Source organism: Variovorax sp. PEI5, from assembly GCF_056679935.1.
Window position 1 is genome coordinate 692,023 of record NZ_CM155257.1, and the last position, 26,171, is coordinate 718,193.

At 72.0% G+C, this 26,171-nt stretch carries 29 protein-coding genes; 17 read left to right on the plus strand and 12 right to left on the minus strand.

Going from position 1 to position 26,171, the window contains the following annotated elements:
- Positions 1–29: 29 nt before the first annotated feature.
- A complete protein-coding gene (locus AC1MLT_RS03180; protein ID WP_481033829.1) occupies positions 30–788 on the plus strand; it encodes a GntR family transcriptional regulator in 759 nt (252 codons plus the stop codon).
- A 25-nt stretch (positions 789–813) separates the two neighbouring features.
- Here the strand turns inward: AC1MLT_RS03180 and AC1MLT_RS03185 are convergent, their stop codons facing one another.
- Both AC1MLT_RS03185 and AC1MLT_RS03190 read right to left on the minus strand, forming a co-directional pair.
- Positions 814–1,830: a glycerophosphodiester phosphodiesterase gene (locus tag AC1MLT_RS03185; protein WP_481033830.1), complete on the minus strand. Its 1,017-nt coding sequence runs from the start codon at positions 1,828–1,830 to the stop codon at positions 814–816.
- A complete protein-coding gene (locus AC1MLT_RS03190; protein WP_481033831.1) occupies positions 1,827–2,399 on the minus strand; it encodes a YceB family lipoprotein in 573 nt (190 codons plus the stop codon). The genes AC1MLT_RS03185 and AC1MLT_RS03190 overlap by 4 nt, the downstream gene beginning before the upstream one ends.
- 125 nt (positions 2,400–2,524) lie before the next feature.
- Here AC1MLT_RS03190 and AC1MLT_RS03195 point away from each other — a divergent pair, with 125 nt between their 5' ends.
- The 7 genes from AC1MLT_RS03195 to AC1MLT_RS03225 all read left to right on the plus strand — a co-directional run bounded on the left by AC1MLT_RS03195 (position 2,525) and on the right by AC1MLT_RS03225 (position 8,758).
- Positions 2,525–4,222, plus strand: a complete 1,698-nt coding sequence (locus AC1MLT_RS03195) for a long-chain fatty acid--CoA ligase (protein ID WP_481033832.1) — start codon at positions 2,525–2,527, stop codon at positions 4,220–4,222.
- 42 nt (positions 4,223–4,264) lie between these two features.
- Positions 4,265–4,708 (plus strand): cyanase, encoded by a 444-nt coding sequence (cynS, locus tag AC1MLT_RS03200; protein ID WP_481033833.1) that lies wholly within the window; start codon positions 4,265–4,267, stop codon positions 4,706–4,708.
- Positions 4,709–4,823: 115 nt separating this feature from the next.
- Positions 4,824–6,086: an ergothioneine biosynthesis protein EgtB gene (gene egtB / locus AC1MLT_RS03205; RefSeq protein WP_481033834.1), complete on the plus strand. Its 1,263-nt coding sequence runs from the start codon at positions 4,824–4,826 to the stop codon at positions 6,084–6,086.
- Complete coding sequence (gene egtD, locus AC1MLT_RS03210; RefSeq protein WP_481033835.1) at positions 6,087–7,106, plus strand: L-histidine N(alpha)-methyltransferase; 1,020 nt, start codon at positions 6,087–6,089, stop codon at positions 7,104–7,106.
- Between the two features lie 73 nt (positions 7,107–7,179).
- Positions 7,180–7,461 (plus strand): DUF427 domain-containing protein, encoded by a 282-nt coding sequence (locus AC1MLT_RS03215; RefSeq protein ID WP_481033836.1) that lies wholly within the window; start codon positions 7,180–7,182, stop codon positions 7,459–7,461.
- A gap of 49 nt (positions 7,462–7,510) precedes the next feature.
- Positions 7,511–8,281: a 2OG-Fe dioxygenase family protein gene (locus AC1MLT_RS03220; protein ID WP_481033837.1), complete on the plus strand. Its 771-nt coding sequence runs from the start codon at positions 7,511–7,513 to the stop codon at positions 8,279–8,281.
- Between the two features lie 36 nt (positions 8,282–8,317).
- Positions 8,318–8,758 carry a universal stress protein gene (locus AC1MLT_RS03225; RefSeq protein WP_481033838.1) on the plus strand — a complete coding sequence of 147 codons (441 nt, stop codon included), beginning with the start codon at positions 8,318–8,320 and terminating at the stop codon, positions 8,756–8,758.
- Positions 8,759–8,778: 20 nt separating this feature from the next.
- On the opposite strand, the gene AC1MLT_RS03230 is transcribed toward AC1MLT_RS03225, so the two are convergent.
- On the minus strand, positions 8,779–9,531 hold the full coding sequence (locus AC1MLT_RS03230; RefSeq protein ID WP_481033839.1) for an RluA family pseudouridine synthase: 753 nt from the start codon (positions 9,529–9,531) through the stop codon (positions 8,779–8,781).
- A gap of 17 nt (positions 9,532–9,548) precedes the next feature.
- On the opposite strand from AC1MLT_RS03230, the gene AC1MLT_RS03235 reads away from it, so the two are divergent.
- A complete protein-coding gene (locus AC1MLT_RS03235; protein ID WP_481033840.1) occupies positions 9,549–10,832 on the plus strand; it encodes an MFS transporter in 1,284 nt (427 codons plus the stop codon).
- Positions 10,833–10,876: 44 nt separating this feature from the next.
- On the opposite strand, the gene AC1MLT_RS03240 is transcribed toward AC1MLT_RS03235, so the two are convergent.
- From AC1MLT_RS03240 to AC1MLT_RS03250, 3 genes are read right to left on the minus strand one after another with little or no spacing between them, the layout of a single operon-like run.
- Entirely contained in the window at positions 10,877–11,146 is a 270-nt protein-coding gene (locus tag AC1MLT_RS03240) for a 2Fe-2S iron-sulfur cluster-binding protein (protein WP_481033841.1), read from the minus strand.
- Positions 11,143–11,448, minus strand: a complete 306-nt coding sequence (locus tag AC1MLT_RS03245) for a VF530 family protein (protein WP_481033842.1) — start codon at positions 11,446–11,448, stop codon at positions 11,143–11,145. The genes AC1MLT_RS03240 and AC1MLT_RS03245 overlap by 4 nt, the downstream gene beginning before the upstream one ends.
- 17 nt (positions 11,449–11,465) lie before the next feature.
- Positions 11,466–11,615 carry a hypothetical protein gene (locus AC1MLT_RS03250; RefSeq protein ID WP_429591616.1) on the minus strand — a complete coding sequence of 50 codons (150 nt, stop codon included), beginning with the start codon at positions 11,613–11,615 and terminating at the stop codon, positions 11,466–11,468.
- A 242-nt stretch (positions 11,616–11,857) separates the two neighbouring features.
- On the opposite strand from AC1MLT_RS03250, the gene AC1MLT_RS03255 reads away from it, so the two are divergent.
- Together AC1MLT_RS03255 and AC1MLT_RS03260 are read left to right on the plus strand one after the other, a co-directional pair.
- A complete protein-coding gene (locus AC1MLT_RS03255; RefSeq protein ID WP_481033843.1) occupies positions 11,858–12,376 on the plus strand; it encodes an N-acetyltransferase family protein in 519 nt (172 codons plus the stop codon).
- 131 nt (positions 12,377–12,507) lie between these two features.
- Entirely contained in the window at positions 12,508–13,413 is a 906-nt protein-coding gene (locus AC1MLT_RS03260; protein ID WP_481033844.1) for a DUF808 domain-containing protein, read from the plus strand.
- Positions 13,414–13,471: 58 nt separating this feature from the next.
- On the opposite strand, the gene AC1MLT_RS03265 is transcribed toward AC1MLT_RS03260, so the two are convergent.
- The gene (locus AC1MLT_RS03265; protein ID WP_481033845.1) at positions 13,472–13,690 is read right to left on the minus strand and encodes a hypothetical protein; all 219 of its coding nucleotides are present in this window, start codon (positions 13,688–13,690) and stop codon (positions 13,472–13,474) included.
- A 24-nt stretch (positions 13,691–13,714) separates the two neighbouring features.
- On the opposite strand from AC1MLT_RS03265, the gene AC1MLT_RS03270 reads away from it, so the two are divergent.
- The gene (locus tag AC1MLT_RS03270) at positions 13,715–14,140 is read left to right on the plus strand and encodes a hypothetical protein (RefSeq protein ID WP_481033846.1); all 426 of its coding nucleotides are present in this window, start codon (positions 13,715–13,717) and stop codon (positions 14,138–14,140) included.
- Positions 14,141–14,165: 25 nt separating this feature from the next.
- Here AC1MLT_RS03270 and AC1MLT_RS03275 read toward each other — a convergent pair whose 3' ends face one another.
- The 3 genes from AC1MLT_RS03275 to AC1MLT_RS03285 all read right to left on the minus strand — a co-directional run bounded on the left by AC1MLT_RS03275 (position 14,166) and on the right by AC1MLT_RS03285 (position 18,302).
- On the minus strand, positions 14,166–15,848 hold the full coding sequence (locus AC1MLT_RS03275) for a ShlB/FhaC/HecB family hemolysin secretion/activation protein (RefSeq protein WP_481033847.1): 1,683 nt from the start codon (positions 15,846–15,848) through the stop codon (positions 14,166–14,168).
- 11 nt (positions 15,849–15,859) lie between these two features.
- Positions 15,860–17,515 (minus strand): collagen-like triple helix repeat-containing protein, encoded by a 1,656-nt coding sequence (locus AC1MLT_RS03280; RefSeq protein WP_481033848.1) that lies wholly within the window; start codon positions 17,513–17,515, stop codon positions 15,860–15,862.
- 346 nt (positions 17,516–17,861) lie between these two features.
- The gene (locus tag AC1MLT_RS03285; protein WP_481033849.1) at positions 17,862–18,302 is read right to left on the minus strand and encodes a hypothetical protein; all 441 of its coding nucleotides are present in this window, start codon (positions 18,300–18,302) and stop codon (positions 17,862–17,864) included.
- 135 nt (positions 18,303–18,437) lie between these two features.
- Between AC1MLT_RS03285 and AC1MLT_RS03290 the strand changes: the two genes are divergently transcribed.
- From AC1MLT_RS03290 to AC1MLT_RS03305, 4 genes are all read left to right on the plus strand, one after another.
- The gene (locus tag AC1MLT_RS03290) at positions 18,438–19,109 is read left to right on the plus strand and encodes an alpha/beta hydrolase (RefSeq protein WP_481033850.1); all 672 of its coding nucleotides are present in this window, start codon (positions 18,438–18,440) and stop codon (positions 19,107–19,109) included.
- A 113-nt stretch (positions 19,110–19,222) separates the two neighbouring features.
- Positions 19,223–20,791, plus strand: coding sequence for a glutamate--cysteine ligase (gene gshA, locus AC1MLT_RS03295; protein WP_481033851.1), 1,569 nt, complete (start codon positions 19,223–19,225; stop codon positions 20,789–20,791).
- A gap of 160 nt (positions 20,792–20,951) precedes the next feature.
- The gene (locus AC1MLT_RS03300; RefSeq protein ID WP_481033852.1) at positions 20,952–21,329 is read left to right on the plus strand and encodes a response regulator; all 378 of its coding nucleotides are present in this window, start codon (positions 20,952–20,954) and stop codon (positions 21,327–21,329) included.
- 122 nt (positions 21,330–21,451) lie between these two features.
- A complete protein-coding gene (locus AC1MLT_RS03305; RefSeq protein WP_481033853.1) occupies positions 21,452–22,366 on the plus strand; it encodes an SDR family NAD(P)-dependent oxidoreductase in 915 nt (304 codons plus the stop codon).
- Positions 22,367–22,406: 40 nt separating this feature from the next.
- Here the strand turns inward: AC1MLT_RS03305 and AC1MLT_RS03310 are convergent, their stop codons facing one another.
- Together AC1MLT_RS03310 and AC1MLT_RS03315 are read right to left on the minus strand one after the other, a co-directional pair.
- On the minus strand, positions 22,407–24,626 hold the full coding sequence (locus AC1MLT_RS03310) for a hypothetical protein (RefSeq protein ID WP_481033854.1): 2,220 nt from the start codon (positions 24,624–24,626) through the stop codon (positions 22,407–22,409).
- A gap of 16 nt (positions 24,627–24,642) precedes the next feature.
- Complete coding sequence (locus AC1MLT_RS03315) at positions 24,643–25,074, minus strand: CBS domain-containing protein (protein WP_481033855.1); 432 nt, start codon at positions 25,072–25,074, stop codon at positions 24,643–24,645.
- A gap of 147 nt (positions 25,075–25,221) precedes the next feature.
- On the opposite strand from AC1MLT_RS03315, the gene ylqF reads away from it, so the two are divergent.
- On the plus strand, positions 25,222–26,169 hold the full coding sequence (gene ylqF / locus AC1MLT_RS03320; protein WP_481033856.1) for a ribosome biogenesis GTPase YlqF: 948 nt from the start codon (positions 25,222–25,224) through the stop codon (positions 26,167–26,169).
- The last annotated feature ends 2 nt before the right edge of the window (positions 26,170–26,171 follow it).

Below are 26,171 nucleotides of genomic sequence, written 5' to 3' on the forward strand. Positions count from 1 at the left end.
AACCAACATTCGGGGTAAACCCTCACGACATGAACGCCAAGCCCCAACCCGCGGTCCCCAAGGCCAACTTCTCGGACATCGCCCGCCACCTGACCGATGCCATCGTGTCGGGTCACTTCGGGGTCGGCACGCTGCTGCCGACCGAACTGGCGCTGTGCAAGCACTACGCCACCAGCCGCCACACGGTGCGCGCCGCGCTGGCCGAGCTGCAGCGCCTGGGACTGGTGTCGCGGCGCAAGAACGTCGGCACGCGCGTGGTGGCGTCACGGCCGCGCGCGGGCTTCCGGCCGTCGCTGGCCTCGGTCGACGACCTGGTGCAGTTCGGCGCCGATCACCTGCGCGTGGTGCAGTCGGTCGAGCCGGTGACGGCCACCGGTCCGCTGGCGCGCGAGCTGGGTTGCGCCGACGGCACCGCCTGGCTGCGTTTCGCCACGCTGCGCCGCATGGACGACGACGACAGCATCCCCATCGGCTGGAGCGACGTGTATGTCGATCCGGTCCATGCCGAGCTGGCCGATGTCGTGCGGGCGTCGCCGGAGATCCTCGTCAGCACCCTGATCGAGGAACGCCATGGCCGCCACATCGCCGAGATCCACCAGGAGGTGCGGGCCTGCGCCGTCGAGGACGTCGCCATGGCGGCCGCGCTGCGGTTGCCGGTGGGCGCGCCCGCGCTGAAAATCGTGCGGCGCTACTTCGATGCCGCCGGCGAGCTGTTCGAGGTCTCGGTCTCGGTGCACCCGGCCGACCGCTTCTCGGTCTCGATGCGGCTGCAGCGCTCGGCGTCCTGAGCGCCATCGCCGCGCGATGGCCGGCTCAGCGCGCGGCCGATGGGGGCGGCAGTGGCAGCCCGCGTTCGCGCATGACGTCGCGCAGCAGGTCGGGCCGGTCGGTGATGAGGCCGTCGACGCCCAGCCCGATCAGGCGTGCCATGGCGACGGGGTCGTTGACGGTCCAGGGCACCACGCCCAGGCCCAGCGCATGGGCCTCGCGCACGGCGTCGGCCGTGACGTCGCCAGCGGACGGCGACCACGTCACCGCGCCGGCATCCGCTCCAGCGGCGGCCTTCACCAGGGCCGGCGTCGAGGCGAAGGCGGCGGGATCGAGCCCGGCGGTCCAGCGGCGGTCGCGCAGGTTGCCGCGTGCGCTGGTGAGGTAGGCGCGCGGCAGGGCGGGCGCCCGCTCGGCCACCCGCGCGAGCGTGCGCCAGTCGAAGCTCTGGATCGTCACCCGCCGCGCCAGGCCGGCGCGGTCGACCTCGGCCAGCAGGGCATCCACCATGGCCTCGGGCGATGCCGTGGCATCGGGCCGGGTCGGATCGATCTTGGTCTCGATGTTGAAGCGCACGGTGGTCGCGCCGCGCGCGGCCGCGAGGGCGAACACGGCCGCCAGCGTCGGGATGGTCTCGCCGTCGCCTCCCACCTGGGCCGGGAACTGGCGCGCATAGGGCGTCTCCGGCTTGATGCGCCCGACGTCGTGGCGCTGCAGTCCGGCCAGCGTGAGCGAGCGGATCGGCGCTCCCTCGGCCACCAGCCAGGCGCCATCCGCGCCACGGGTGTGCGAGGGGTTGAGCGCGCCGTCGTGCGACACCACCACCACGTCGTCGGCCGTGAGTCCGATGTCCAGCTCCAGCGTGTCGACGCCCAGCTCCAGCGCCTGCGAGAACGCGGCCAATGTGTTCTCCGGCCACAGCCCGCGTCCGCCCCGATGCGCCTGCAGGTCGAAGGCCGATGCCGTGCCCGCGCCCACCGCCAGCAGCAGCCCGAGCAGCGCCGCCAGTGCCCTCGGCGCGCGGGGGCGGTCGCGGCGCGCGGCGTGGCGACCGGCCGTCACTTGAGCTCGACCTTGATGTCGTCGGCCTGCACCGTGATCTCGCCGATCTCGTAGGTCTTGCGCCCGACGGTCAGGTCCTCGGGCTTGAAGGTCACCAGCGGATAGTCGCGCAGCAGTTCCTGCGCGACCAGGCCGCCGATGCGCTGCAGGCGCTGGGCATCGCCGCCGCCGAGGCCCTGCAGCTCGATGCGATCGGCCTTGGGCTGGTCGAGCCGCACCGCGCGCGCCGCGGCGTCGTAGCGCAGGGCGCTGCTCAGGCTCACCACGCCCTCGATGCTGGAGGGCTGCATCAGCGCGCTGCCGATGGTCATGCGCGCGGTGATGGCGGCGCGGTTGGCCGGGGCATCCAGGCCGAGGCGCGGATCGCGCAGCTCGACCGTGAACAGCTCGGCATAGCGCTGCCGCACCGGGAAGCGCTTGTCGATCTGCGCCTGCAGCTCGGCGCGCGTGGCCGTGTATTCGCTGAGGAAGAAGTTGAAGCCCGCGAACGCCGGCAGCGCCGGGATGGCGAGGCCGCCGGTGGCCAGGCGCAGGAACAGGCGGCGGGAGGGGAGGGAGCGTCGTTGCATGGCGGGTCGGAGCTTGCCATAGCGGCGGAGTTCCGAGCCGCGTCGCCTGCGCGACGCGCTCGGGGCTTCTCCCGGTGCCCGGCGCGGGCCCGGCGGCGTAGGCTCGCGGGCTCTAGGGAGACTTCATGGACCGTCCGTATCTCAAGTTCTGGCCGCGGCGCCTGCCGCGCGCGATCACGGTGCCGGCGACCTCGCTCTGGCACAACCTGGCGACCTCGGCCGCGCGCTATCCCGACAAGGACGCGCTGGTGTTCTTCGGCCGGGCCATCGGCTATCGGGACTTCATGGACCAGGCCGAGCGCCTGGCCGGCACCCTGCACGCGCTGGGCGTGCGGCGCGGCGACCGCGTGGTGCTCGACATGCAGAACTGCCCGCAGCTGGTGATCGCGCACTTCGCCATCCTGCGCGCCAACGCGGTGGTGGTGCCGGTCAATCCGATGAACCGCGCCGAGGAGCTCAAGCACTACATCGTCGACCCCGACGCCAGGGTCGCCATCACCACCGGCGACCTGGCCCCCGAGCTGGCCAAGGCCAGCAACGCGCTGCCGCCGGCCGAGCGTCTGTCGCACCTGATCGTCACCCAGTTCACCGATGCCTTCGACCGCGACGTCACCGGCGAGGAGGCTCCGGCGCCGGCCTGGCGCGACTGGCTCACTGCCGACTATCCGCTGCCGGCCCTGGAGGGCGGCACCTGCCTGCACTGGCGCGACGCGCTGGCCGCCGGCCACGCCCCGCCGCCGCACGTGGTGGGCGCCGGCGACATGGCCCTGCTGCCCTACACCAGCGGCACCACCGGGCTGCCCAAGGGCTGCGTGCATCCGCATTCGAGCCTGATGTACAACGCCGTGGCCAGCCAGCTGTGGGGCGTGGTGTCCTCCGAGGTGGTGGTGCTGGCGGTGGTGCCGATGTTCCACATCACCGGCATCGTCAGCATGATGCACACCGCCATCTACGCCGGTGGCACTCTGGTCATCATGCCGCGCTGGGACCGCGAGGTGGCCGGCCGCCTGATCTCGGTGCGCCGCATCACCAACTGGACCAACATCCCCACGATGGTGATCGACCTGATGGGAAGCCCCAACCTGGACACCTTCGATCTGAGCAGCCTGACCTACATCGGCGGCGGCGGCGCGGCGATGCCGCAGGCCGTGGCGCAGCGGCTGTTCGAGCGCTACGGCCTGCGCTACCAGGAGGGCTACGGCCTGACCGAGACCGCCGCGCCCTCGCACGCCAATCCGTTCGAGCATCCCAAGCAGCAATGCCTGGGCATCCCGTTCATGGGCGTCGACTCGCGCGTGGTCGATCCGGACACGCTGGCGGAGATGCCGGTGGGCGAGTCGGGCGAGGTGGTCACGCGCGGGCCGCAGGTCTTCCAGGCCTATTGGAAGCGCCCCGACGCCACCGCCGCCGCCTTCGTCGAGATCGATGGCCAGCGCTTCTTCCGCACCGGCGACATGGCGCGCGTCGACGAGGATGGCTATTTCTTCATGACCGACCGCCTGAAGCGGATGATCAACGCCAGCGGCTTCAAGGTCTGGCCGGCCGAGGTCGAGCTGCTGATGTTCAGGAACCCGGCGGTGCAGGAGGCCTGCGTGATCGCCATGAAGGACGCCTATCGCGGCGAATCGGTCAAGGCCGTGGTCGTGCTGCGACCGACCCATCGCGACACCACCGAGCAGGAGATCATCGACTGGTGCCGCGAGCACATGGCGGTCTACAAGATCCCGCGCCGGGTGCAGTTCGTCGACGCGCTGCCCAAGAGCGGCGCCGGCAAGGTGATGTGGCGCCTGCTGCAGGAGAGCGAGACGGCCGGGGGTACGTAACTTGCTTGGCCGACGGCTCCATAAGAAACCGGAGTCGATTCCATGAGCCGCAACGAAGTCACCGAGAAGATCATCACCGCCAAGGTATTGAAGGGCATCAGCTGGGCCAGCGTGGCCGAGCGGGTGGGCCAGTCCAAGGAATGGACGACGGCCGCCTGCCTGGGCCAGATGACCTTCACCTCCAGCCAGGCGGCGATCGTCGCCGAGCTGTTCGACCTCGATGCCGACGACCAGAAATGGCTGCAGGCGGTGCCCTACAAGGGCTCGCTGCCGAGCGCCGTGCCGACCGATCCGCTGATCTATCGCTGGTACGAGATGGTCAATGTCTATGGCACCACCATCAAGGCCCTGATCCACGAGGAGTTCGGCGACGGCATCATGAGCGCGATCGATTTCTCGATGGACATCCAGCGCCGCGAGGACCCCAAGGGCGACCGCGTCGAGGTGGTGCTGTCGGGCAAGTTCCTGCCCTACAAGACCTACTGAGCGGAGCCCGCCGCGCGGAAGCCCTGCGCGCGGCAGGGCTGCGGGCTTGTCCTACGGGGCCTCCACCGTGGCGTCGATGACACTCGACCGCACCCAAGGAGACCCCGGAGATCCCATGACGCTACCCCGGCCCCAGGCGCCGACCGCCCACGCGCTGCGCGACGCCTTCCGCGACGTGCGCGCCGAGAGCCTGGCCCGCGCCGCGCCTCTCTCGGCCGAAGACCAGTGCATCCAGTCGATGCCCGATGCCAGCCCGACCAAGTGGCATCTCGCGCACACCACGTGGTTCTTCGAGACCGTGCTGCTGCAGCCGCACCTGAGCGGCTATCGCGCCTTCGACGAACGCTTCAACTACCTCTTCAACTCCTACTACGAGGCGCTCGGCCCGCGTCATCCGCGGCCGCAGCGCGGCCTCCTCACGCGGCCGACGCGCGACGAGGTGCTGGCCTATCGCGCGCATGTCGACGAAGGGGTCGAGCGGCTGCTGGAGGCGGCGGCGCGACCCGACGACGCCCTGTGGCGGGCCATCGAGCCGATCGTCTCGCTCGGCCTGCAGCACGAGCAGCAGCACCAGGAGCTGCTCGTCACCGACATCCTGCACGCCTTCTCCTGCAGCCCGCTGCTGCCGGCCTACCAGCCGGCCTCGGCGCCGACCCTGAGACTGGCCACGGCGGCGCCGTCGACGCGCTGGCTGTCCCATCCCGGCGGTCAGGTGTCGATCGGCCACGCGGGCCCCGGCTTCGCCTTCGACAACGAGACGCCGCGCCACGTGGCGCTGCTGCAGCCGCATGCCATCGCCGACCGGCTGGTCTCGTGCGGCGACTATGCCCGCTTCATCGCCGATGGCGGCTATCGCAACCCCGCCCTGTGGCTGTCCGACGGCTGGGCGCTGGTGCGTTCGCAGGGCTGGCAGGCGCCGGCCTACTGGCTCGACGCCACCGATCCCAGATGGGCCGGCCACGGGCAGGTCGGCCAGGCCGACTGGCACGTCTTCGGCCTGCAGGGCGTGCGGCCGCTCGACCCCGCCGAGCCGGTGGCGCAGCTGAGCCTGTACGAGGCCGCCGCCTATGCCGAATGGGCCGGCGCCCGGCTGCCGACCGAGTTCGAGTGGGAGGCGGCCAGCGCCGACCCGGCATTGCGCCAGGCCACCGGCCATGTCTGGCAATGGACGCGCTCGTCGTACGACCCGTATCCCGGCTTCCGGCCGGCGCCGGGCATCGCGGCCGAATACAACGGCAAGTTCATGGTCGGGCAGCTGGTGCTGCGCGGCGGCAGCGTCGCGACGCCCGCGGGCCACACGCGGCCGAGCTATCGAAACTTCTTTCCGCCCGCGGCACGCTGGCAATTCACGGGGCTGCGCCTCGCCAAGGATCTCTGAATGCGAGGAACCCCTCACCACGCCACCGCGACCGCGGCGGCCCAGACCCTCGCCGCGCCGGCGGCACCCGGTGCCGACGCGCTGGCGTCCTCCGAGTTCGCGCGTGAACTGCGCGCCGGCCTGGCGCGCCCGGCGCGCGGCATCTCGCCCAAGTTCTTCTACGACGCGCGCGGCTCGGCGCTGTTCGACGACATCTGCGGCCTGCCGGAGTACTACCCGACGCGCACCGAATTGCGCATCCTGGCCGACTCCGCCGCCGAGATCGCCGCGCACATCGGGCCGCAGGCCGAGATCGTCGAATTCGGCGCCGGCTCGCTGACCAAGGTGCGCCTGCTGCTCGATGCCCTCGACGCGCCGCGCCGCTACATCCCGATCGACATCTCGGGCGACCATCTCGAGGGCGCCGTGGCGCGGCTGCGCGCGGACTATCCGGGCCTCGCGGTCCAGCCCGTGGCGGCCGACTACACGATGCCGCTGGTGCTGCCGGCGCCGGGCGAGGGCGCCGGCCGGCGCGTCGGCTTCTTCCCCGGCTCGACGCTGGGCAACTTCACGCCCGACGAGGCGCTGTCGTTCCTGCAGCTGGCCGCGCGGCTGCTGCGTGGCGGCGGCCTGCTGCTGGGCGTGGACCTGGTCAAGGACCCGGCCGTGCTGCATGCCGCCTACAACGATTCGCAGGGCGTGACGGCGGCCTTCAACCTCAACCTGCTGCGCCGCGCCAATGCCGAACTGGGCAGCGACTTCGACGTCGACGGCTTCACGCACGCGGCCTTCTACAACGCGCCGCACCGGCGCATCGAGATGCACCTGGTCAGCCGGCGGCGCCAGACGGTGACCTTCGAGGGCCGGACCTACGAGTTCGCCGAGGGCGAGACCCTGCACACCGAGAATTCGCACAAGTTCACCATCGACGACCTGCGCGCGCTGGCCGTCCGGGCCGGCTTCACGCCCAAGGCCGTCTGGACCGATGCGGACCGCCTGTTCAGCGTCCACTGGCTGCAGGCGCCCGGCGCGGCACAATGACACCATTCCCACGCATCCGACACCTCGTCGCCCGATGCATCCGCGCCGCCGCCGGCGGCTCCCTGGAGATCACATGAAAGCAACCTGGAACGGCGCCACCATCGCCGAGAGCGACGACATCGTCGTGCTCGAAGGCAACCACTACTTCCCGATCGATTCGCTCAACCGCGACTTCGTCACCTTCAGCAACCACCGCACCACCTGCCCCTGGAAGGGCGCGGCGAACTACTACTCGCTACTGGTGAACGGCGAGCTCAACGCCGATGCGGCCTGGTACTACGCCGATCCCAAGCCCGAGGCCGACGAGATCCGCGATCGCGTCGCCTTCTGGAAGGGCGTGAAGGTCGAGGCATGAGCCAGCGCGCCGCCCGCGTGGCGGTGCGGTCCGGCTGGCCGGGCCACCCATGAGCACCCCCGCCTTCGCGCCGCCGGCCGCCGCGCCGGCCGAGGTCGCCGGACTGCTGCGCAGCCAGGGCTATGCCGTGCTGGCGCCGTCCGGTGTCGCCGAATGGCTGGGCCTGCCGCTCGAGGACCTCGACGCGCTGCGCGTCGACTGGGACGACCTGCCACCCGATGCCTACCTGAAGGATGGCGGGCGCTACCGGCAGCGGCGCCATGCCTGCTTCGCGGTCGATGGCGACGCGGTGACGCCGGTCGCCCAGCGCGCCCACTGGCAGCCGGTCGAATACAACGCCCTGCATGGCGGCATGCATCGCTGGTTCGCGCCCATGAAGGCCGACAGCGTGGCGCGGCCGGCCTGGCGGCGGCTGCTGAGCCGCATCGCCGATGTCGCCAGCGAACTGCATGGCGCGCGACCCTGGTTCGTCGAGGCGCACCAGTTCCGCATCGACACCGCCGGCGGCATCGGCCGGCCGACGCCCGAGGGCGCGCACCGCGATGGTGTCGATCTGGTGGCGGTGATGCTGGTGGCGCGCGAGGGCATCCGGGGCGGCGAGACGCGCGTCTTCGAGGCCGACGGCCCGCGCGGCGAACGCTTCACCCTGACCGCGCCCTGGAGCCTGCTGCTGCTCGACGACGCCCGGGTGATCCACGAGTCGACGCCGATCCAGCCGCTGTCCGATCGAGACGGCCATCATCTGGCCGGCGGACACCGCGACACGCTGGTCGTCACCTGCCGCCGGGGCGGCTTCCAGGGCGACACGCAGGCAGGGTAAATTGCGGCCTTTGGCTTTCGCCGCACAGGTCCGCCCATGTTCAATCACATCCTGGTTCCCATCGATGGCTCCGAGACGTCCATGCTGGCGGTCAGCAAGGCCAGCGGCCTGGCACTGGCCTTCGGCAGCCGCATCACGCTGATCCACGTCATCGACAACTACCCCTTCATCGGCGTCGGCGCCGACTACGCGCTCGGCCAGAACGAGTACCTCGCCGCCGCCACGGCCAGTGCCCGCGCGGCGCTGGCCCATGGCGTCGAGGCCCTGGCGGCCGAGGGCCTGCACAGCGACCAGCGGGTGGTCGACGGGCACGTCGTGCACGAGGGCATCGTCGACACCGCCGTCGGTCTCGGCGCCGATCTCATCGTGATGGGCTCGCACGGCCGCACCGGCATCGAGAAGTTGCTGCTGGGCAGCGTCACGCAGCGCGTGCTGCAGGACGCGCCGATGCCGGTGCTGGTGGTCAAGGGCGAGTGAGCCCGCCGCACCGGGCCGCCCTAGAACGGCACCGGACTCTCGAAGCGCAGCAGCGCGCCGGTGGCCGGATGCCGCAGCGCCAGCACGCTCGCGTGCAGCAGCAGGCGAGGTGAGCGGGCCCGCACGGCGGCATCGCCATACAGCGCATCGCCCAGGATCGGATGGCCGATGGCGGCCAGATGCACCCGCAGCTGGTGCGTCCGGCCGGTCCGTGGCGCCAGCAGCAGCCGGCTCGCGCGCCGGTCCGTCGAAGTCGCGAGCAGGCGCCACCAGGTGAGGCTCGGCTTGCCGGCGGCGTCGATCCTCTGCAGCGGGCGACGCGGCCAGTCCGGCGCGATCGGCGCATCGATCACCGACCAGCCCGCCGCTCCGGGCACGTCCTCCAGGTCCTCCACGTCCGCGGCGTCCGAGGGGGCCGCCGCGGTCGATGGGTCCGCGACCGGCACGCCATCGACCATCGCCTCGTAGCGCTTGTCGATCTCGCGCCGGGCGAAGGCGTCGCCCAGCGCGCGCTGGGTCGCCGCGTCGCGCGCCATCAGCACCAGGCCGCTGGTGGCCATGTCGAGCCGGTGCACCACCCGCGCATCCGGCCAGCGCGCCAGGGCGCGCGCGCTCAGGCAGTCCTGCTTGTCGCTGCCGCGTCCCGGCACGCACAGCAGGCCGGCGGGCTTGTCCAGGACCAGCAGGTGCGCGTCCTCGTGGTGGGCGAAGGGCGCGGGGCCGGGGCAGGGCGAGGGCGGAACGGCCGAGTGCGGGCCTGGGTCGGGGAGCATGGGCTATTCTCGATCGGATGCCCGATGCCGTTCCCCCCTCCGCTTCCGCCCGCGATGGCGGCCCCCAGGTCGCCGCGGAGGCCCTGGCACCACCGAGCTTCTCCGACCTGACCCGCGAGCGTCCCTTCATGCGCATGTGGATGGCGCGACTGTTCGGCACGGCGGCCAGCCAGATGCTGCTGGTGGCGATCGGCTGGCACATGTACGACCTCACGGCCAGCGCCTGGGACCTCGGCCTGGTCGGGCTCTACCAGTTCGCGCCGGCGCTGGTGCTGGCGCTCTACGCCGGCCACATCGTCGACCGCCACCATCGCGGCCGCATCGTGGCGGTGTGCTTCGCGGTGCAGGGCCTGGTCGCCTTGACGCTGCTGCTGGCGCACATGGAGAACCACGATTCGCGCGCCCTGCTGCTCGGCCTGTCGGTGGTGCTGGGCGCGGTGCGGGCCTTCCAGATGCCGGCCCAGCAGGCGCTCACGCCGATGCTGGTGCCGCCACTGATGCTGCCGCGCGCGATGGCCTTCAGCTCGGCCGGCATGCAGGGCGCGATCATCGGCGGGCCGGCGCTCGGCGGCCTGCTGTTCGCCGCCGGCACCGGCGTGGTCTATGGCGCCAGCGTGCTGCTGTTCGCCATCGGCGGGGTGCTGGTGGCGGGCCTGCGCTATGTGCAGCCGGCGCGCGTGCGCGAGCCGGTGACCCTGGCGACGATCTTCGCCGGCGTCGACTTCATCTGGCGCCGCAAGCCCGTGCTGGGTGCCATCTCGCTCGACCTGTTCGCGGTGCTGCTGGGCGGCGCGGTGGCGCTGCTGCCGATCTATGCGCGCGACATCCTGCACACCGGTCCGTGGGGCATGGGCCTGCTGCGCAGCGCGCCGGCCGTGGGCGCGCTGGTGGCCTCGATCATCCTCACGCGCCGGCCGATCGAGCGCCGCGTCGGGCGCACGCTGCTGATCGCGGTGGCGGCCTTCGGCGTCTGCATGATCGTGTTCGGCATCTCGCGCAGCTTCATGGTGTCGCTGATCGCGCTGGCGATCTCGGGCGCGGCCGACATGGTCAATGTCGTCATCCGCCAGACGCTGGTGCAGCTGGAGACGCCGGATGCGATGCGCGGGCGCGTCAGTGCGGTCAACTCGATCTTCATCGGCGCGAGCAACCAGCTCGGCGAGTTCGAGTCCGGCGCCACGGCGGCGCTGCTGGGGCCGGTCGGCTCGGTGGTGCTGGGCGGCGTCGGCACGGTCGCGGTGGCGCTGGCCTGGTTCAGGCTGTTCCCGTCGCTGGCCCGACGCGACCGCATCGTCAACTGAGTCTCCGGAGCCGGAGCGCGGGGAGTCGGGGACCGCGCGCCGCGCTAGAGCAGCGGCGAGGCGATCTCGATGTCGTCGAGCGCCTCGGCCACGCAGGGCAGGAACCAGCCCTCGACCTTCTCCTCGGCGCTCAGGCCCGGCCACTCGATGATGTGGCGCACCCGGCCGGCCGTCAGCAGGCAGATGCAGGCGCGGCAGGTGCCGTTGCGGCACGAGCTGGGCAGGTCGATGCCGGCGGCCTCGGCGGCGCGCAGCACGGTCTGCGCCGGCGCGATGGCGAACTCGACCTCGGGCGACGCCAGGCGCGCCTTCATCGGGCGTCGTCCGCGCGCGCCGCGTCGCGCCGCTGCTCGCGCAGCATGAACAGGTACAGGCCCTCGACCTTCTCGCGCGCCCACGGCGTCTTGCGCAGCAGCTTCAGGCTCGACGCGATGCTGGGATCGCTGGTGAAGCAGCGCAGCGGGATGCGCTCGGCCAGGCCCGGCCAGCCGTAGTGCGCCTGCAGCGCCGTGACGATGGCCTCCAGCGTCAGGCCGTGCAGCGGGTTGCGCGGCTGGGCGGCCGGGGCCACGGGAGTCGCGGCGGCCGGCGGGCGGGGCGGGGATGGCTGCGTCACCGGGGGCCCGCCGCTTCTCACTTGTCCTTGAGCTTGCCGCGCGGGATGACCGCGGTGGTCATGGTGCGCACGACCGGTTCGCCGTTGGAGGAGGGCAGCTTGGGCGGCGAAGTGTCCTTCTTCGGTTTCTTGGCTTCCTTGTTGCTGCGTTGCTGACTTTTGGCCATGGGAGGTCTCCGGGAATGCGATGGGGAAAACGTGGAAGGGCAGTTTAGCGGCGCGGCGACAATAGCCGGCCCGCGACGGTCTCTGATTCCCCCGCGGCCGCTGCGCTCGGCGCCGGTCGCGCCGGACGCCGGCGAGCCGTCGGATCCCGGCGCCGCCGGTGCCGTCGCGGGGCCGGTGCGCGCGACCTCCGCGCGCTGGTGCCACCGATCGCTTTCCTTCTCTTTTTTCCTGTCTGTCCTCCATGTCTGATTACGAAGTCCGCCCTGCCACGATGCGCGATGCCAGGGCCATCGCCGAAGTCCACGCCGCCGCCGCCAACGCCGCCTATGCCGGCATCCTCCCAGAGGACGAACTGCGCACCCTCGCGCCTTCCACGCGCGAATCCAAGTGGCGCGAGGCCATCGAGTTCAGCGAGCCGCAGGTGCAGGTCGCCGTGCGCGGCACCGAGATCGTCGGCTTCGTCGGCTTCGACCGCTCGCGCGATCCCAAGACGCCCTCGACCACCGGCGAGATCTGGGCGCTCCACATCAAGCCCGAGCACTGGGGCCGGGGCGTGGGCGTGGCGCTGTGGGATGCCGCGCGCGAAGGGCTGGAGGACGAGGGCTGCACCACCGTCACGCTGTGGGTGCCCCTGCGCAACGACCGCGCCATGCGCTTCTTCGAGCTCGCCGGCTTCAAGCGCGAGATGAAGACCGCCAAGACCACCGCGCTGGGCACCGTGAAGATCGAGGAGATCCGCCTCAAGCGCAGCGTCGTCTGAGGCCGCGCCCGCGCCGCCATGGCCGGCCGGCGCGGCGCGTCGGGCCGTAGGACGGTCGCGGGTCTTGGCCGGCGGGCCGCGTGGCCGCGCTAAGCTCCGCCGCTCTTTTTCCTCCCCGGTACCGCTTCTCCATGGCCTCCAGCCTCTTCCTCCTGATCGACGACATCGCGAGCGTCCTCGACGACGTCGCCGTGCTCACCAAGCTCGCGGCCAAGAAGACCGCCGGCGTGCTGGGCGACGACCTCGCGCTCAATGCCCAGCAGGTCACCGGCGTCAAGGCCGACCGCGAACTGCCGGTGGTCTGGGCGGTGTGCAAGGGCTCGTTCATCAACAAGGCGATCCTGGTGCCGGCGGCGTTGCTCATCGGCAGCTTCGCCCCCTGGGCCATCACGCCGCTGCTGATGGTGGGCGGCGCCTTCCTGTGCTTCGAGGGCGTCGAGAAGCTGGCCCACCGTTTCCTGCATCCGAAGGAACGCGAGAGCGACGAGGCCCGCCTGGCGCGCGCCGTCGCCGCCGACCGGGTCGATGTCGTGGCGCTGGAGAAGGACAAGGTCAAGGGCGCCATCCGCACCGACTTCATCCTGTCGGCCGAGATCATCGTCATCACGCTGGGCACCGTGGCCGGCCAGCCGTTCGGCACGCAGGTGACGGTGCTGACCGGCATCGCGCTGGTCATGACGGCCGGCGTCTATGGCCTGGTGGCGGGCATCGTCAAGCTCGACGATGCCGGGCTCTACCTCAGCCGGCGCCCCGGCAATGCCGCGCGCGCCCTCGGCCGCGCCATCCTGGCCGCGGCGCCATGGCTCATGAAGGCGCTGTCGGTGGTCGGCACGGCCGCCATGTTCCTGGTCGGCGGCGGCATCCTGGTGCATGGCGTGCCGGCCGTGGGCCATGCGGTCGAGGCCTGGGCGGCCGGCATCGGCGGCCTGGTGGGTTCGATCGGCTCGATGCTGGCCAACGCGGCCGTGGGCATCGCCGCCGGCGCCGTGGTGCTGGCGGTGGTCGAGGGCGCCAAGCGCCTGCTCGGCCGGCACTGAGGCGGGCCGGCTCGATGGTGGCGGCGTCCCATCTGTCCCGCGGCCGGTGCGGCAACCTTCAGCGCGGGCGCCCGCGCAGCCGCTTGAGCAGTTCGCCCGCGATCAGCGCCAGGCCCAGCACCAGCGCGAACCAGCCGACCAGGTACGCGCCGCCGACCATGTCGCGCCACATCGGGGATTGCAGGAAGCGCGGACCGAGGAGCACGGCGATGCCGATCAGCACGCACAGGATGCCGCGCTCGAGCATGCGCGGCGGTCGGGAGGAAGGAGAAGCCATGACCGGGAGTTTAGGGGAGTGCCCATGACGATTCGGATGTCCATGCGTGGCCGGCGCGGCGTGGCCGGCCTGCTGGCCGCGCTCGCGCTGCTGGCCGTGCAGCCGGCGCGCGCGCAGTTGCCGCCGCAGGATCCGGCGCTGTTCCCGGCCGCCGCCATGCGCTTCCTCGACGACGAGCTGCCGCGCATGGAAGCGGCCGTGCGCGCCGACGACCGCGACTTCTTCGAGGGCGCGACCGCGCGCATGGTGGCCTTCTCCGAGGACTGGGACTTCAAGACCCGCACCAATCCCGACCTGGCGCCCTACGCGGCCTGCACCACGGCGGTGTCGGACTACGTGGTGGTCGGCCTGTGCCGGCTGGTGCCGGCCAGCCCGGTCTGCGAGCCCGGCCTGGCGACCCTGTTCGCGCGCAACGTCGAGCGCTGCCGGCAGGCCGCCACGGCGCGCTGAGCGCACCCGGGGCCGGGCCGGACGTTCACAGCCGGTAGCTCAGCTGGAGGCTGACGCGCGCCTTGCGCTGGGGGTTGTTAAGCGTCGCGTCGCCGGTGGGCCTGGCGAGTGCGACGTCGATGCTGTAGTGGCGCGCATCGGAGAACCGCAGGCCGAGCGCCACCGAGCGCAGATCGCGCGGCGCCGGCTCGCCCAGGCGCGTCGAGACGCGGGCCGCTTCCAGCAGCACATAGGGTTCGACCTGCCGCAGCCACTTCGTCTCGAAGCCGAACTGCCGGTTCACCTCGACCCCCACGCCCCAGCCGGTGTCGCCCGCGCCATCGCCCGGGGCATAGCCGCGCGCGAAGCGCGGACCACCGAAGGCGATGCGTTCCGAGGCGGCGAGCGACTGCCCGCTGTACTGGCCACCGAACGACACCCCGGTGCCCCAGCCGCCGCCGAAGCGGTCGCGCTGGCTGGCGTCGAGCGCGAGGCGCGTGAACCGGGTCCGCGCCAGGCTGTCGCCATTGAGCGCGGCGATGTTGCTGCGCACCACCGCCTGGGCGCCGAGGGCGTCGAGGCCCTGGGCCAGCAGGGCGCCGGCGCTGCGGGTGCGGCCGGGCGTGGCGTCGACGTACGCCACCTGCGCGAACAGCGCGCGCACCCGCGTGTCCTCGCTCAGGGTGGCGCCATTGGCCGGCACCCGGTAGTCGTCGGCGTTGTCGACGGCATAGAAGCCGCCGTTGAGCGTCAGGCTGCCGTGCGCATCGAGCCGCAGGGGATAGCTGGCCGAGAGTTCGGCGCGGCGGTTGGTGTTGTGGCGCTCGATCGGCGCGCCGGGGCCGAGCCGGCTGTCCGGATAGCCGCTGTAGCGCGTCAGGCTGGCGCGCCAGGCCAGCCCGTCCGGGCCGACCAGCTGCGTATAGCCGAGCGTGAAGAGCCGCTCGCGCGAGAAGTCGCCCACCAGGGTCGAGGCGCTCAGCTGTCCGCCGGCGACGAAGGGGTCGTTCCAGATGCCGTTGAGGACGGCGCGGGAGCGCGGCTGGCGCAGGTCGGCGCCGAGCGAGACGTCGTAGGGCCGGCGCGTGACCTTGAGGACCAGCGCGGTGGCGCCATCGGTGGTGCCGGGCATCGACGCGGTGGCCGCCACCGTCATGCCGGGCAGGCGCGCCAGCAGTTGCGTCACGCGGTCGAAGGTGGCCTGGCGCAATGGGCGCTCGGCCAGCAGCGGCGCCGCGATCTCCCGCACCTTGGCTTCGGCCGGTCCGGCCTCGCCCTCGATGCGCAGGCTCGCCAGATAGCCTTCCACCGCCACCACCCGCACCACGCCATCGGCGAAGGTCTGGTCGGGCACGAAGACGAAGGACAGCGGATGGCCGGCCTCGCGATACAGCGCGCTGGCCTCCGTGGCGCGCTGCACCAGCTGCGCCACCGTGGTCGGCTGCCCGGCCAGCGGCGCGAACAGCGCGGCGACGCGGGCGAAGGGCAGGGCGCGCACGCCCTCGATGTCGAAGCGCGATGGCGTCAGGCGCTGGTCGAGGCGACCGGCGCCCGGACCGGCCGGCGCGCGCAATTCGACCCGTGGCGCCGGATCGCGCGGCGCCGGCACCGCGGCGGGCGCGGGCAGCTGGTCCAGCGGGTTGCCCGGCCGCGTGCTCTGGGCCTGCACGGCCATGGCACCGCCGGCCAGCGCGAACGCCATGCCGACACGAAGCAATGGAATCGGCATGGCGCGTCCGCTCATTTCGCGATGCCGCGTCCGCCCAGGCCGAGGACGGCGCCGGCGCCGACCAGCAGGCCACCACCGGTCGCACCCGTGGCGCCGCCGGCCGAGCCGCCGGTCAGGGCGCCCACGGTGCCGCCGACCAGGCCGGCCGTCTGGCCGGCCACCGCGCCGACGCCGCCGGCGACCGTCGAGACCGTCGTCGCGACCGGGACCGCGGCCACCGTCGCCACCACCGGCGACACCACCGCCGGGACCGCGGCCCCGATGCCGGAGGCGAGGCCCGTCGCCAGCTGCGTCACCGGCGCCGCCAGGCCGCCGCCCGGGGTGCCCGCGCCGCCGGCGAGCGCACCACCGGCCAGGCCGCCGACCGCCGCCAGCGCGCCGCCGACCACGCCCGGCGTCGCGCCGGTGCCGACCCCGGCGCCCACGCCCGCCACGCCGCCCACGTTCACCGCGCCGACCAGGGCGCCGGCACCGATGCCCGCGACCACGCCGGTCCCCGGTGCCGTGGCGCCGCCGATGCCCGCGACGTTGCCGATGGTGTTCTGCAGGCCGGCCACCGCGCCGCCGACCAGGCCGCCCGGCGTCGTGCCGCCGACCGCTCCCGTCACGCCGGCCAGCGCGCCGGGCAGGCCGCCAGCGATGCCGCCCGCGCCACCAGCGCCACCGGTGGAGGTCGACGTGACCAGGCCGCCGACGCTGGCCACGGTCGCGCCCAGGGGCTGCGTCAGGGCCGTCAGCGAGCCGCCCGGCAATTGCTGGATGCGCGCGCCGACGCCGTCGACCAGCGCATCGACCGGCTGGCCGATGCCCGTGCCGTCGCCGATCCGCTGCGTCAATGTCGGCAGGCTGTCGATGCGGGCGACGACCTGGCTGACGCCGCTCGTGACCTGGCGCACCGTGGTCGCGCCGGCCAGGCCGTCGAGCTTGTCGGCCAGCGTGCCGACGCCGCCACCGATCCGGTTCACCGCGCCGCCGGCCGCATCCGTGACGACGCCGAGCGGCGTGCCATCGGCGATCGACGCGACCAGCGTGCCGGTGCTCGACACCGTCGCGCCGGCGCCGTCGACCACCGCCGGCAGGCCGGCGAGCGTGCGGCCGACCGTGTCCTGGCCGGTGCCGAGCTGTCCGAGGCCGCTGCTGACGGCACTGCCGGCGCTGCCGACCGTGGCGCCCGCGTTCGCCAGCACGCCGCCGACGACCGGCTGCTGTCCCGCGCCCGCGAGGACCTGGCCGGCGCCCGTGACGACCTGGCCGGCCTTGTCCAGCAACTGCCCGCCGGCCGAGGCCACGACGGTGGGCGTGCCCGTGCCGTCGCCCGGGATGCCGCCAGGGACGCCGCCGGGGACTCCACCAGGCACGCCGCCGGGGATCCCGCCGGGCGTGCCGCCCGTGCCACCGGCCACGTCGGTGCCGCCACTGCCGCCAGTGCCTCCGGTGCCGCCGCCGCCCGCCACGCCGCCGGAGTCGCCCGTGCCGCCCGTGCCGCCCGAGTTGCCCGCCGTGTCCTTGCTCTCGCCGACGCCATTCATGCCGCCCTGGTTGTCGGCGGCGCCGTCCTTGTTGCCGCCACCGAGTCCGCCGGGCGAGGCGCTGCTCTCGCCGCCCGCCGATGCGCCCAGCTGACCGCTGGACGAGCAGCCGGCCAACGCCGCCAGGGCGGCGGTCACGGCCGCGGCGCAAGCCAGGGACCTGAATCGAGAATGAGAAAAAGCCTTCATGTCCATCTCCTGAAAGTGACGTCGAAACGACCAGTGATCGGCCCTCGGGCCCGGTCACCGGCTCCGGCGCGGCTCGGCGTTCTTGACGACCACAGCCGCTGTCCTGTTTTTACGTTTCAAGTCACATTCGGTGACGATTCGAGAGCCGGAAGCTAGGGTATTCACGCGATTTTTGGCGTGAGAAAAGTCACGTCCTAAGCACTGTCGAACGGTGGTGAATACCGAAGAATTCCACCGTTCGGGTCGCGCGGCGACGCGAAGGCCACGCGCGGCGGCCCTGCGGCCCCCGGTGGTTTCAGGTGGGTTCGGAGCGCCCCGCCAGGCGCGCGGCGACGGCCTTCAACTCGCGCTCGTTGCGCACTTCCGCGAGCAGCGCGGGCGAGCCCTGGGCCGCCGCCGCGATTGCGATCGACTTCTTCGGGCACAGGCCCAGGCAGGACGACTGGACGATGCGCAGGCGCGAGCGCTGGGCGCCCAGGGCGCTCTTCAGGCTCTTGCGGGCGTCCTTGGCGGTGAGCTTGGACGGGCCGCTGCTGCGCTTCTCGCACTGGCCGCAGACCAGCACCAGGCCGTCGAACTTGGCCTTGACGAAGGGCGCGGCGGGCGCGTCGCGGGTGTCGGCCCGGACCGGCGCATCGGCTGGCGCGGTGGCGGCGTCGAGGGGCGTGGAAACGGACGGGGCCTCCGGGCGGGGATCGGAGGACATGGGATCGTGCAGGTCGTGTGAGGCGGTCATCGGGGGGGCTTCTCGGTCGTGGGTGAGGGGTGGCGTCCGCGTCGCGGCGCAGCCCCAGCCTAGTCCCCGCGGCGGCGTGGCATCGAGGCGGTAGGCTAAGGTTCGGGTCGTACTTTTTCCCTTCGAGGTCCGATCATGTCCACCGCCCCCCTGCCTCCCATCGAACTCCTGACCGCGCCGAATCCGGTCGCATCGATCATCGTCATCCATGGCCTGGGCGCCGATGGCAACGACTTCGTGCCGATCGCGCGCGAGCTCGACCTGTCGTCGGTCGGTCCGGTGCGCTTCGTGTTCCCGAACGCGCCGGTCATGAAGGTCACCATCAACGGCGGCTATCCGATGCCGGCCTGGTACGACATCGCCGGCCCCGGCCAGCCCGAGGACGCCGCCGGCCTGCACGCCTCGCGCGCGGCCATCGAGTCGCTGATCGCGGCCGAGGTGGCGCGCGGCATCCCGGCCGAGCGCATCGTCGTCGCCGGCTTCTCGCAGGGCTGCGCGATGGCGCTGCTGACCGGATTGCGCCATGGCCAGCGGCTCGCGGGCATCGTCGGCCTGTCGGGCTATCTGCCGCTGGCGCCGACGACCGCGGCCGAGCGCAGCGCGGCCAATCGCGAGACGCCGATCTTCCTCGCGCACGGCTCGCGCGACGGCGTGGTCGCGCCGGCGCGCGCGGCGGCCACGCGCCGGCTGCTGGAGGAACTCGGCCATGCGGTCGAGTGGCACGAATACCCGATCGAGCACTCGGTCTCGATGGAGGAGATCGCCGACCTGGAGGCCTTCCTGCGGCGCGTGCTGGCGCGCGCCTGAGGGCGGCCGGCTCGACCGGCGCGCCCGGGCCAGGAAGGGATGACCTCCGGCAGCAGCCCCTGCGCATAAATGCTAACTTCCAGCCCCATGACGTTCGACGGGCGACCCAAACAATGAGCAAACTACAGGAGCGGCTGGCGGCGCTTGCGCCCGACCGGCTAAGAGGCATGCGCCGCGGCATCGAGAAGGAAAGCCTGCGCGCGCAGCCCGATGGCCTGCTGGCGCTCACGCCCCATCCGGCGGCGCTGGGCTCGGCCCTGACGCACGCCCACATCACGACCGACTTCAGCGAATCCCAGGTCGAGCTCATCACCGGCGTGCACGGCAGCGTCGAGGCCGCCCTCGAGGAGCTGACCGACGTGCATCGCTTCACCTATGCCGTGCTGGACGCCGCGGGCGACGAGCGGCTGTGGGTGTCGAGCATGCCCTGCGGACTGCCGACCGACGAGACCATCCCGATCGGGCGCTATGGCAATTCCAATGTCGGACGGGCCAAGAGCGTCTACCGCATGGGATTGGGGCACCGCTATGGCCGGCGCATGCAGACCATCTCGGGCATCCACTACAACTGGTCGCTGCCGGAGGTGTCGAGCGAGCAGTACTTCGGCCTGATCCGCAACTTCCGGCGCCACGCGTTCCTGCTGCTGTATCTCTTCGGCGCCTCGCCGGCGCTGTGCTCGAGCTTCGTCGATGGCCGACCGCACGAGCTCCAGCCGATCGGCGAGAGCACCATGCACATGCCCCACGGCACTTCGCTGCGCATGGGGCGCCTGGGCTACCAGAGCGAGGCGCAGGCCTCGCTGGAGGTCAGCTACAACGGCCTGGAGGGTTATGCGGCCTCGCTGCAGGACGCGCTGACGCGGCCTTGGCCGGCCTACGAATCCATCGGCGTGCAGAACCCGGGCGGCGAGTACAACCAGCTCGCCACCAGCCTGCTGCAGATCGAGAACGAGTTCTACGGCACCATCCGGCCCAAGCGCGTGATCCACCCGGGCGAGCGCCCGCTGCACGCATTGCGCGAGCGCGGCGTGGAGTACGTGGAGGTGCGCCTGATGGACCTCGATCCGTTCGAGACCGTCGGCATCGCGGCGCCGACGATCCGCTTCCTCGATGTCTTCCTGCTGCACTGCCTGCTCGAGGACAGTCCGCGCGACACGCCCCAGGAGATCGCCGAACTGGCGCACAACCAGCACCTGACGGCCGCGCGTGGCCGCGAGCCGGGCCTGCGGCTGCTGCGCGACGGCCAGGAGATCGGTCTGGTCGACTGGGGCCGCGAACTGGTCGCGCAGTGCCGGCCCATCGCCGCGGCGATGGATGCCGCGCACGGCGGCCGGCTGCATGCGGAAGCACTCGAGGCGGCCGTCGCCGCGCTCGATGATCCCGACCGCCTGCCATCGGCGCGGGTGCTCGCGGTCATGGCCGGGCAGCATGGCGATTCGTTCACCGAGTTCGTCGGCGCGCGCTCCGAGGCCACCCGCGCCACCCTGCTGGCCACGCCGCTGTCGAGCAGCAGGCAGGCGCAGTTCGAGCAGGAGAGCGCGGCCTCGGTGGAGGCGCAGAAGCAGGTCGAGGCCGGCGACACGATGCCGTTCGAGATCTATCGCCAGCAGTACGTGTCGCCGGCGCGGCTGGGCAAGGGATCGGGCACCGGGCGCCCCCGGCGCGCCGTGGTCACGGCATGAGGACGCGGACGCGCGCGACCGCGCGGCGGACGGACGCGGTAGGAGGTGGCCTACCCTGATTGGCTTGCCCGGCCCACCATCCCCGGAATGGTGCGCTGCCCATCATGGCGCCACGCCCCTCATCCAGCGCTCCAGCGCGATCACTTTGCCCCATTCACTCATGGCTTTCAGGACCTATCTGGTCGAAGACAACCCGGTCATCCGAGAAAACCTGGTCGGATTCCTCGAAGACGTCGCCGACACGACCGTGGTCGCCCACGCCAGCACCGAGGACGAGGCGGTGCACTGGCTGCACGACCATCACGACGAGTGGGATCTGGCCATCGTCGACCTGTTCCTGCAGCAGGGCAACGGCCTGGGCGTCGTCGGCGCCTGCCGTGACCGCGCCGCCCACCAGAAGGTGGTGGTGCTGAGCAACTACGCCACCAACGACATGCGCGAGCGCTCGCGCGCCCTGGGCGCCGATGCCTTCTTCGACAAGTCGGCCGAGATCGACCAGCTGCTGGCCTATTGCGAGGCCGCCCATCGCGCCACCTGAACCCGTGGCGGCGGGCGGCGGTCGATGACGCTGGCGATGTCACCTGCGCAGCCGTCCACGAGGCCGCTTTGCGCTACAACCCCGGGCTTGTTTGTTTCGATCGCGAGAAGGCGTTCCTTTCCATGAGCAACATCGATTTCTCCGGCCGCGTCGCCATCGTCACCGGCGCGGGTGGCGGCCTGGGCCGGGCCCATGCGCTGGCATTGGCGCGGCGTGGCGCCCGCGTGGTGGTCAACGACCTCGGCGGCGCGCGCGATGGATCGGGCGGGTCCGTGAGCGCGGCGCAGGCGGTGGTCGACGAGATCCGCGCCGCCGGCGGCGAGGCCATCGCCGATGGCGCCTCGGTGACGGACTTCGATGCCGTGCGGGCCATGGTCGCCACCACCATCGACACCTGGGGCCGCGTCGACATCCTGGTCAACAACGCCGGCATCCTGCGCGACAAGACCTTCGCCAAGATGGACCTGGACGATTTCCGGCGCGTCGTCGACGTGCACCTGATGGGCGCGGTGAACTGCACCAAGGCGGTCTGGGCGCACATGACCGAGCGCCGCTATGGCCGCATCGTCATGACGACCTCGTCCTCGGGCCTGTATGGCAACTTCGGCCAGAGCAACTACGGCGCCGCCAAGATGGCCCTGGTCGGACTGATGCAGACCCTGGGCATCGAGGGCGCCAAGCACGACATCCGCGTCAACTGCCTGGCCCCGACGGCGGCCACGCGCATGACCGAGGACCTGATGCCGCCCGAGGTGCTGGCCGCGCTCCAGCCCGAGGCGGTGGTGCCGGCGATGCTGGTGCTGGCGTCGCAGGACGCGCCCAACCGCACGGTGCTGTGCGCCGGCGCGGGCGGCTTCGAGGCGGCGCACGTGACGCTGACCCAGGGCGTGTTCGTCGGCCTGCACGACGACGCGGCCGAGCGCCTGGCGGCACGCCTGGACCAGGTCACCGACCGGGGCGGGGAGACCGTGCCGCAGAGCGGCGCCGCGCAGGGCACCGTCGAGGTCGGCAAGTCGATGGCGGCGGCGCGGCGCTGAGGCGCCGCCACGGCGCTCGACGGGCGCCGGGAGCCGGTCCTCAGGCCGGGCGCACCACCACCACCGGCTGACCGCGCTGCAGTCCGGCCGGCAGCAGCGAATCGAGCCAGCCGAAGCGCCACGCCACGGCGGCCAGCGCCAGCACCACGACCACCGCCGCGATGGTGCGGGCCACGCCATGGCGCTCGGCATAGGGGTCGCGCAGACTGCGCCGCGAGTTCGACGGCAGGTGCGCCGTCTGCGACAGCGAGCCGCCCAGGCGGACGTTCACGCGCATGCGGCCGTTGATGGCCCAGCCGCTCGCATCCAGGATCGGACCCAGGCTGCGCTGGCGCAGCTTGAGCCAGGCGATCAGCATGCTCGGGCCCGAGATGGCCAGCACGATGCCCAGCACCGCCACCGGGATCCACTGCCCGAGGTCGACGAACTTGGCGAAGATGCCCACCAGCACGGCGCTGATGCTGCCCAATGCCACGCCCAGGGCGGCCACGGTGCCGACGTCGATGCGCGCCGGCAGCTTGATGGCGCCGGCGGCGGCATTGGCCGTGGCGGTGGCGCCGGCCGGCGTGGCGGCGGCCTTGTCGGCGGTCGTCAACGTGGTGGCGAGCGTGTTGAGCGAGCCCTGGGCGATCGTATCGCTGGCGGCGGCGCGCTTGGCCACCTGCTCCTCGATCAGGCGCAGGAACTTCTTGTAGGGCGACAGGAAGGCCTGCCGCACGCTGGTCGGGTTCTCGATCACCTTGGTGATGGTCGCGTCCCAGTCGTTGCCCTGGCGGTCGTAGAAGACGCCATTGCGGCCGGCGAACAGGAAGTCGACATCGCCCGCCGTGAAGGCCGAGACGATGGTCATGGTCTTGCCCTGGCGCGTGCACTGGCAGTAGGCCAGGTAGGCCTTGGCCAGGCCGGCGAGCGCGGCGTGCTTGGCGGCATCGGCGACCTCCACGCTCAGCTCGCAGCTGCGGCCGTCGAGGTAGAGCGTGCCGGCCTGGAAGATCGCGCCCTCGCGCTGGTAGAAGGCCTTGAACGAGACGAAGTTGGTCAGCAGCAGGAGCAGGTCGCGCTTGAAGCGCAGCAGCTTCTCCAGGTCGGCCAGGCGCGCGTTGTGCGGCTCGATGCGCTCGTCCTCCTCGATCAGCGCCATCACGGCGTCGCGCTGCGCCAGCGCGTCCTCCACCTGCTGGGCCGACAGCGCGCCCAGCTTGGTCTCGGGCTTGGCCGCGAGCCAGCTGCGCGAGGACTTCACGCGCTCCTGCAGGATGGTCCATTCGGCCTCGTCGAGCGTCTCGGCATCGGCGCGCACGAAGGGGCGCACGGCATCGCGCTGCAGCTTCGACAGGGCATCGGCCCAGGCCGGATTCACGCCCTGGCGCAGCGGCAGCGCGCGGCCGGCCGCGATCGGGGCGAGCGGCAGCCGCGCGATGCCATCGGCGCGCACGGCCACGTCCTGCAGGGCCAGCGCCTCGTAGGTCTCGATCGAGGGATTGAGGGCGTCCACCGAGCGCGGGTCGTAGGCCGCGACGCGGCACAGCGCGAAGAAGTCGTCGACCTTCTCGCGCACCGCGCCCACCGCCTGCGCGGCGGCCAGCGCGGTCTCGCCGGGCGTGGGCGCATCGGGCGCGTCGCCGCTGGCGCCGGCGAACCAGTCCTGCAGCGACTGCGCCTGCTTGAAGAAGGCCTCGGCCTGCTCGCGGTTGACGCCATCGAGGCCGTTGCGGTCCTTGACCTGGCCCTGCGTCTTCATGACCAGGTTCAGCACGTCCCGCACCGCCTCGTCGTCGGCGCTCTCGGGCGGGACGATGCCGTCGCCGTTGAAGCGCATGGCGTCGAGCAGCTGGGCGCGATCGGTCACGTCGGCCAGCGCCAGCGTGGTGGCGCCTTCCTTGCCGCGCAGCTGCAGGATGCGGCGCGCCTCGTCGGCCAGCGGCGTCGTCGCGCCATCGGCCTCGTCGCGCACGTCGGCGATGGCGTCGAGGGCGATCTCGTCGCCGCCGCGGATCAGCTCGTCGGGATCCTTCAGGTGGGCGCAGGCCCACTCGCAGGCGGCGATCAGCTCGGGCGGGCGGATGCGGCCGTCGCGGTCGGTGTCGATCAGGTCGAGCGTGCGGGGATCGAACTCGATGCCGCGCGTCGGGCAGGCCAGTGCCACCCAGAGCTTCTGGTCGAGCTGGCCGATGCGCGCGATGTCCGCGCCGGTGCGGATGACGACCTGATCGACGCCGCCCGCGCGGAAGAACTGCCAGGCATGGGGTGTGGTGTTCATGGACGCGTCGGGTGTCTCAGCTCTGGATGTAGGTGCGCAGCTGGTCGATGGTCTGCTCCTGGTCGGCGATCAGGTCGTCCATCAGGTCGCGGATCGAGAGCATGCCCACGACCTTGTCGCCCTGGACCACCGGGAGGTGGCGGATGCGCTTCTGGCTCATGAGCGCCATGCAGTCCTGCGTCGGGGTGTCCGGCGCCACCGTGAAGACGTTGGCGGTCATGATGTCGGCCACCTTGACATCGCGCGAGTTGCGGCCCTGCAGCGCCACCTTGCGGGTGTAGTCGCGCTCCGAGAACACGCCCGCGAGCGCATCGCCGCGCAGGACGACCAACGCGCCGACCTCGTGGTCGGCCAGCACCTGCAGGGCATCGAAGACGGTGGCGTCGGGGCTGGTGCTGTACAAGCCGCTGTTGGCGCGGCGCTGGAGCAGGGCGGATACGGGCTTCATGGACGACTCCGGCAAGAAAGGGAACGGGACTGGCGCCGCACCGGCGAGGCGCTTTGCCAGGGCTGGGCCGTCATCATAGGGGTGGCGCGTGCATTCATTCACAATTGCAACCTCCCCGAACGACGACGAACGAAAGCAGACACCTCGATGGCGATCCAGTGGTTTCCCGGTCACATGCACCTGACGCGCAAGGCGATCGGCGAACGCATCAAGGACATCGACGTGGTCATCGAACTGCTCGATGCGCGCCTGCCCGGTTCGAGCGCGAATCCCATGCTGGCCGAGCTCACCGGCCACAAGCCGGGCGTCAAGGTGCTCAACAAGCAGGACGTCGCCGATCCCGCGCGCACCGCCCGGTGGCTGGCCCACTACAACGCCCTGGCCGAGACGCGCGCCATCGGCCTGGACGCCAGCCAGACCAACGCGGTGCAGCAGCTGGTGGGCGCCTGCCACGCGCTGGCGCCGCTGCGCGGCGGCATGGCCAAGCCGATGCGCGTGCTGATCTGCGGCATCCCCAACGTCGGCAAGTCGACCCTGGTCAACACGCTCGCGGGCGGCCGCAAGAAGGCCAAGACGGGCGACGAGGCCGGCATCACCCGGCTGGAGCAGCGCATCACGCTGGCCGACGATTTCTATCTCTGGGACACGCCGGGCATGCTGTGGCCGCGCATCCTCGCCGCCAAGGCCGGCTACAACCTCGCCGCCAGCGGCGCCATCGGCCGCAACGCGTACGACGAGGAGGAGGTGGCGCTCGAGCTGCTCGACGTGCTCAAGCGTTCCTATGCCGATGCGCTGGCCAGGCGCTTCGGGCTCGAAGGCGATGCCGCGGCCATCGCCACCATGAAGGACGAGGAGATCCTCGAAGCCATCGGCCGCAAGCGCGGCGCCCTGCTGGGCAAGGGCCGCGTCAACCTGCAGAAGGCGGCCGAGCTCACCATGCAGGCCTTCCGCGACGGCAGCCTGGGCGGCGTCACCCTGGAGACGCCCGAGGAGTTCGCGGACTGGATGGAGGAGGGCCGCCGCCTCGACGAGGCGCGCGCGGCCAAGAAGGCGGCGCGTGGCCGCAAGGCACCGGCGCCGACCGTCGACGATTGAGC

What these genes read in the sequence shown, in the direction of transcription:
- AC1MLT_RS03180 (WP_481033829.1), top strand. Translation starts at nt 30, where the DNA reads ATGAACGCCAAGCCCCAACCCGCGGTCCCCAAGGCCAACTTCTCGGAC.
- AC1MLT_RS03190 (WP_481033831.1), bottom strand. Translation starts at nt 2,399, where the DNA reads ATGCAACGACGCTCCCTCCCCTCCCGCCGCCTGTTCCTGCGCCTGGCC.
- AC1MLT_RS03195 (WP_481033832.1), top strand. Translation starts at nt 2,525, where the DNA reads ATGGACCGTCCGTATCTCAAGTTCTGGCCGCGGCGCCTGCCGCGCGCG.
- cynS (WP_481033833.1), top strand. Translation starts at nt 4,265, where the DNA reads ATGAGCCGCAACGAAGTCACCGAGAAGATCATCACCGCCAAGGTATTG.
- egtB (WP_481033834.1), top strand. Translation starts at nt 4,824, where the DNA reads ATGACGCTACCCCGGCCCCAGGCGCCGACCGCCCACGCGCTGCGCGAC.
- egtD (WP_481033835.1), top strand. Translation starts at nt 6,087, where the DNA reads ATGCGAGGAACCCCTCACCACGCCACCGCGACCGCGGCGGCCCAGACC.
- AC1MLT_RS03215 (WP_481033836.1), top strand. Translation starts at nt 7,180, where the DNA reads ATGAAAGCAACCTGGAACGGCGCCACCATCGCCGAGAGCGACGACATC.
- AC1MLT_RS03220 (WP_481033837.1), top strand. Translation starts at nt 7,511, where the DNA reads ATGAGCACCCCCGCCTTCGCGCCGCCGGCCGCCGCGCCGGCCGAGGTC.
- AC1MLT_RS03225 (WP_481033838.1), top strand. Translation starts at nt 8,318, where the DNA reads ATGTTCAATCACATCCTGGTTCCCATCGATGGCTCCGAGACGTCCATG.
- AC1MLT_RS03230 (WP_481033839.1), bottom strand. Translation starts at nt 9,531, where the DNA reads ATGCTCCCCGACCCAGGCCCGCACTCGGCCGTTCCGCCCTCGCCCTGC.
- AC1MLT_RS03235 (WP_481033840.1), top strand. Translation starts at nt 9,549, where the DNA reads ATGCCCGATGCCGTTCCCCCCTCCGCTTCCGCCCGCGATGGCGGCCCC.
- AC1MLT_RS03240 (WP_481033841.1), bottom strand. Translation starts at nt 11,146, where the DNA reads ATGAAGGCGCGCCTGGCGTCGCCCGAGGTCGAGTTCGCCATCGCGCCG.
- AC1MLT_RS03250 (WP_429591616.1), bottom strand. Translation starts at nt 11,615, where the DNA reads ATGGCCAAAAGTCAGCAACGCAGCAACAAGGAAGCCAAGAAACCGAAG.
- AC1MLT_RS03255 (WP_481033843.1), top strand. Translation starts at nt 11,858, where the DNA reads ATGTCTGATTACGAAGTCCGCCCTGCCACGATGCGCGATGCCAGGGCC.
- AC1MLT_RS03260 (WP_481033844.1), top strand. Translation starts at nt 12,508, where the DNA reads ATGGCCTCCAGCCTCTTCCTCCTGATCGACGACATCGCGAGCGTCCTC.
- AC1MLT_RS03265 (WP_481033845.1), bottom strand. Translation starts at nt 13,690, where the DNA reads ATGGCTTCTCCTTCCTCCCGACCGCCGCGCATGCTCGAGCGCGGCATC.
- AC1MLT_RS03270 (WP_481033846.1), top strand. Translation starts at nt 13,715, where the DNA reads ATGACGATTCGGATGTCCATGCGTGGCCGGCGCGGCGTGGCCGGCCTG.
- AC1MLT_RS03275 (WP_481033847.1), bottom strand. Translation starts at nt 15,848, where the DNA reads ATGCCGATTCCATTGCTTCGTGTCGGCATGGCGTTCGCGCTGGCCGGC.
- AC1MLT_RS03285 (WP_481033849.1), bottom strand. Translation starts at nt 18,302, where the DNA reads ATGACCGCCTCACACGACCTGCACGATCCCATGTCCTCCGATCCCCGC.
- AC1MLT_RS03290 (WP_481033850.1), top strand. Translation starts at nt 18,438, where the DNA reads ATGTCCACCGCCCCCCTGCCTCCCATCGAACTCCTGACCGCGCCGAAT.
- gshA (WP_481033851.1), top strand. Translation starts at nt 19,223, where the DNA reads ATGAGCAAACTACAGGAGCGGCTGGCGGCGCTTGCGCCCGACCGGCTA.
- AC1MLT_RS03300 (WP_481033852.1), top strand. Translation starts at nt 20,952, where the DNA reads ATGGCTTTCAGGACCTATCTGGTCGAAGACAACCCGGTCATCCGAGAA.
- AC1MLT_RS03305 (WP_481033853.1), top strand. Translation starts at nt 21,452, where the DNA reads ATGAGCAACATCGATTTCTCCGGCCGCGTCGCCATCGTCACCGGCGCG.
- AC1MLT_RS03310 (WP_481033854.1), bottom strand. Translation starts at nt 24,626, where the DNA reads ATGAACACCACACCCCATGCCTGGCAGTTCTTCCGCGCGGGCGGCGTC.
- AC1MLT_RS03315 (WP_481033855.1), bottom strand. Translation starts at nt 25,074, where the DNA reads ATGAAGCCCGTATCCGCCCTGCTCCAGCGCCGCGCCAACAGCGGCTTG.
- ylqF (WP_481033856.1), top strand. Translation starts at nt 25,222, where the DNA reads ATGGCGATCCAGTGGTTTCCCGGTCACATGCACCTGACGCGCAAGGCG.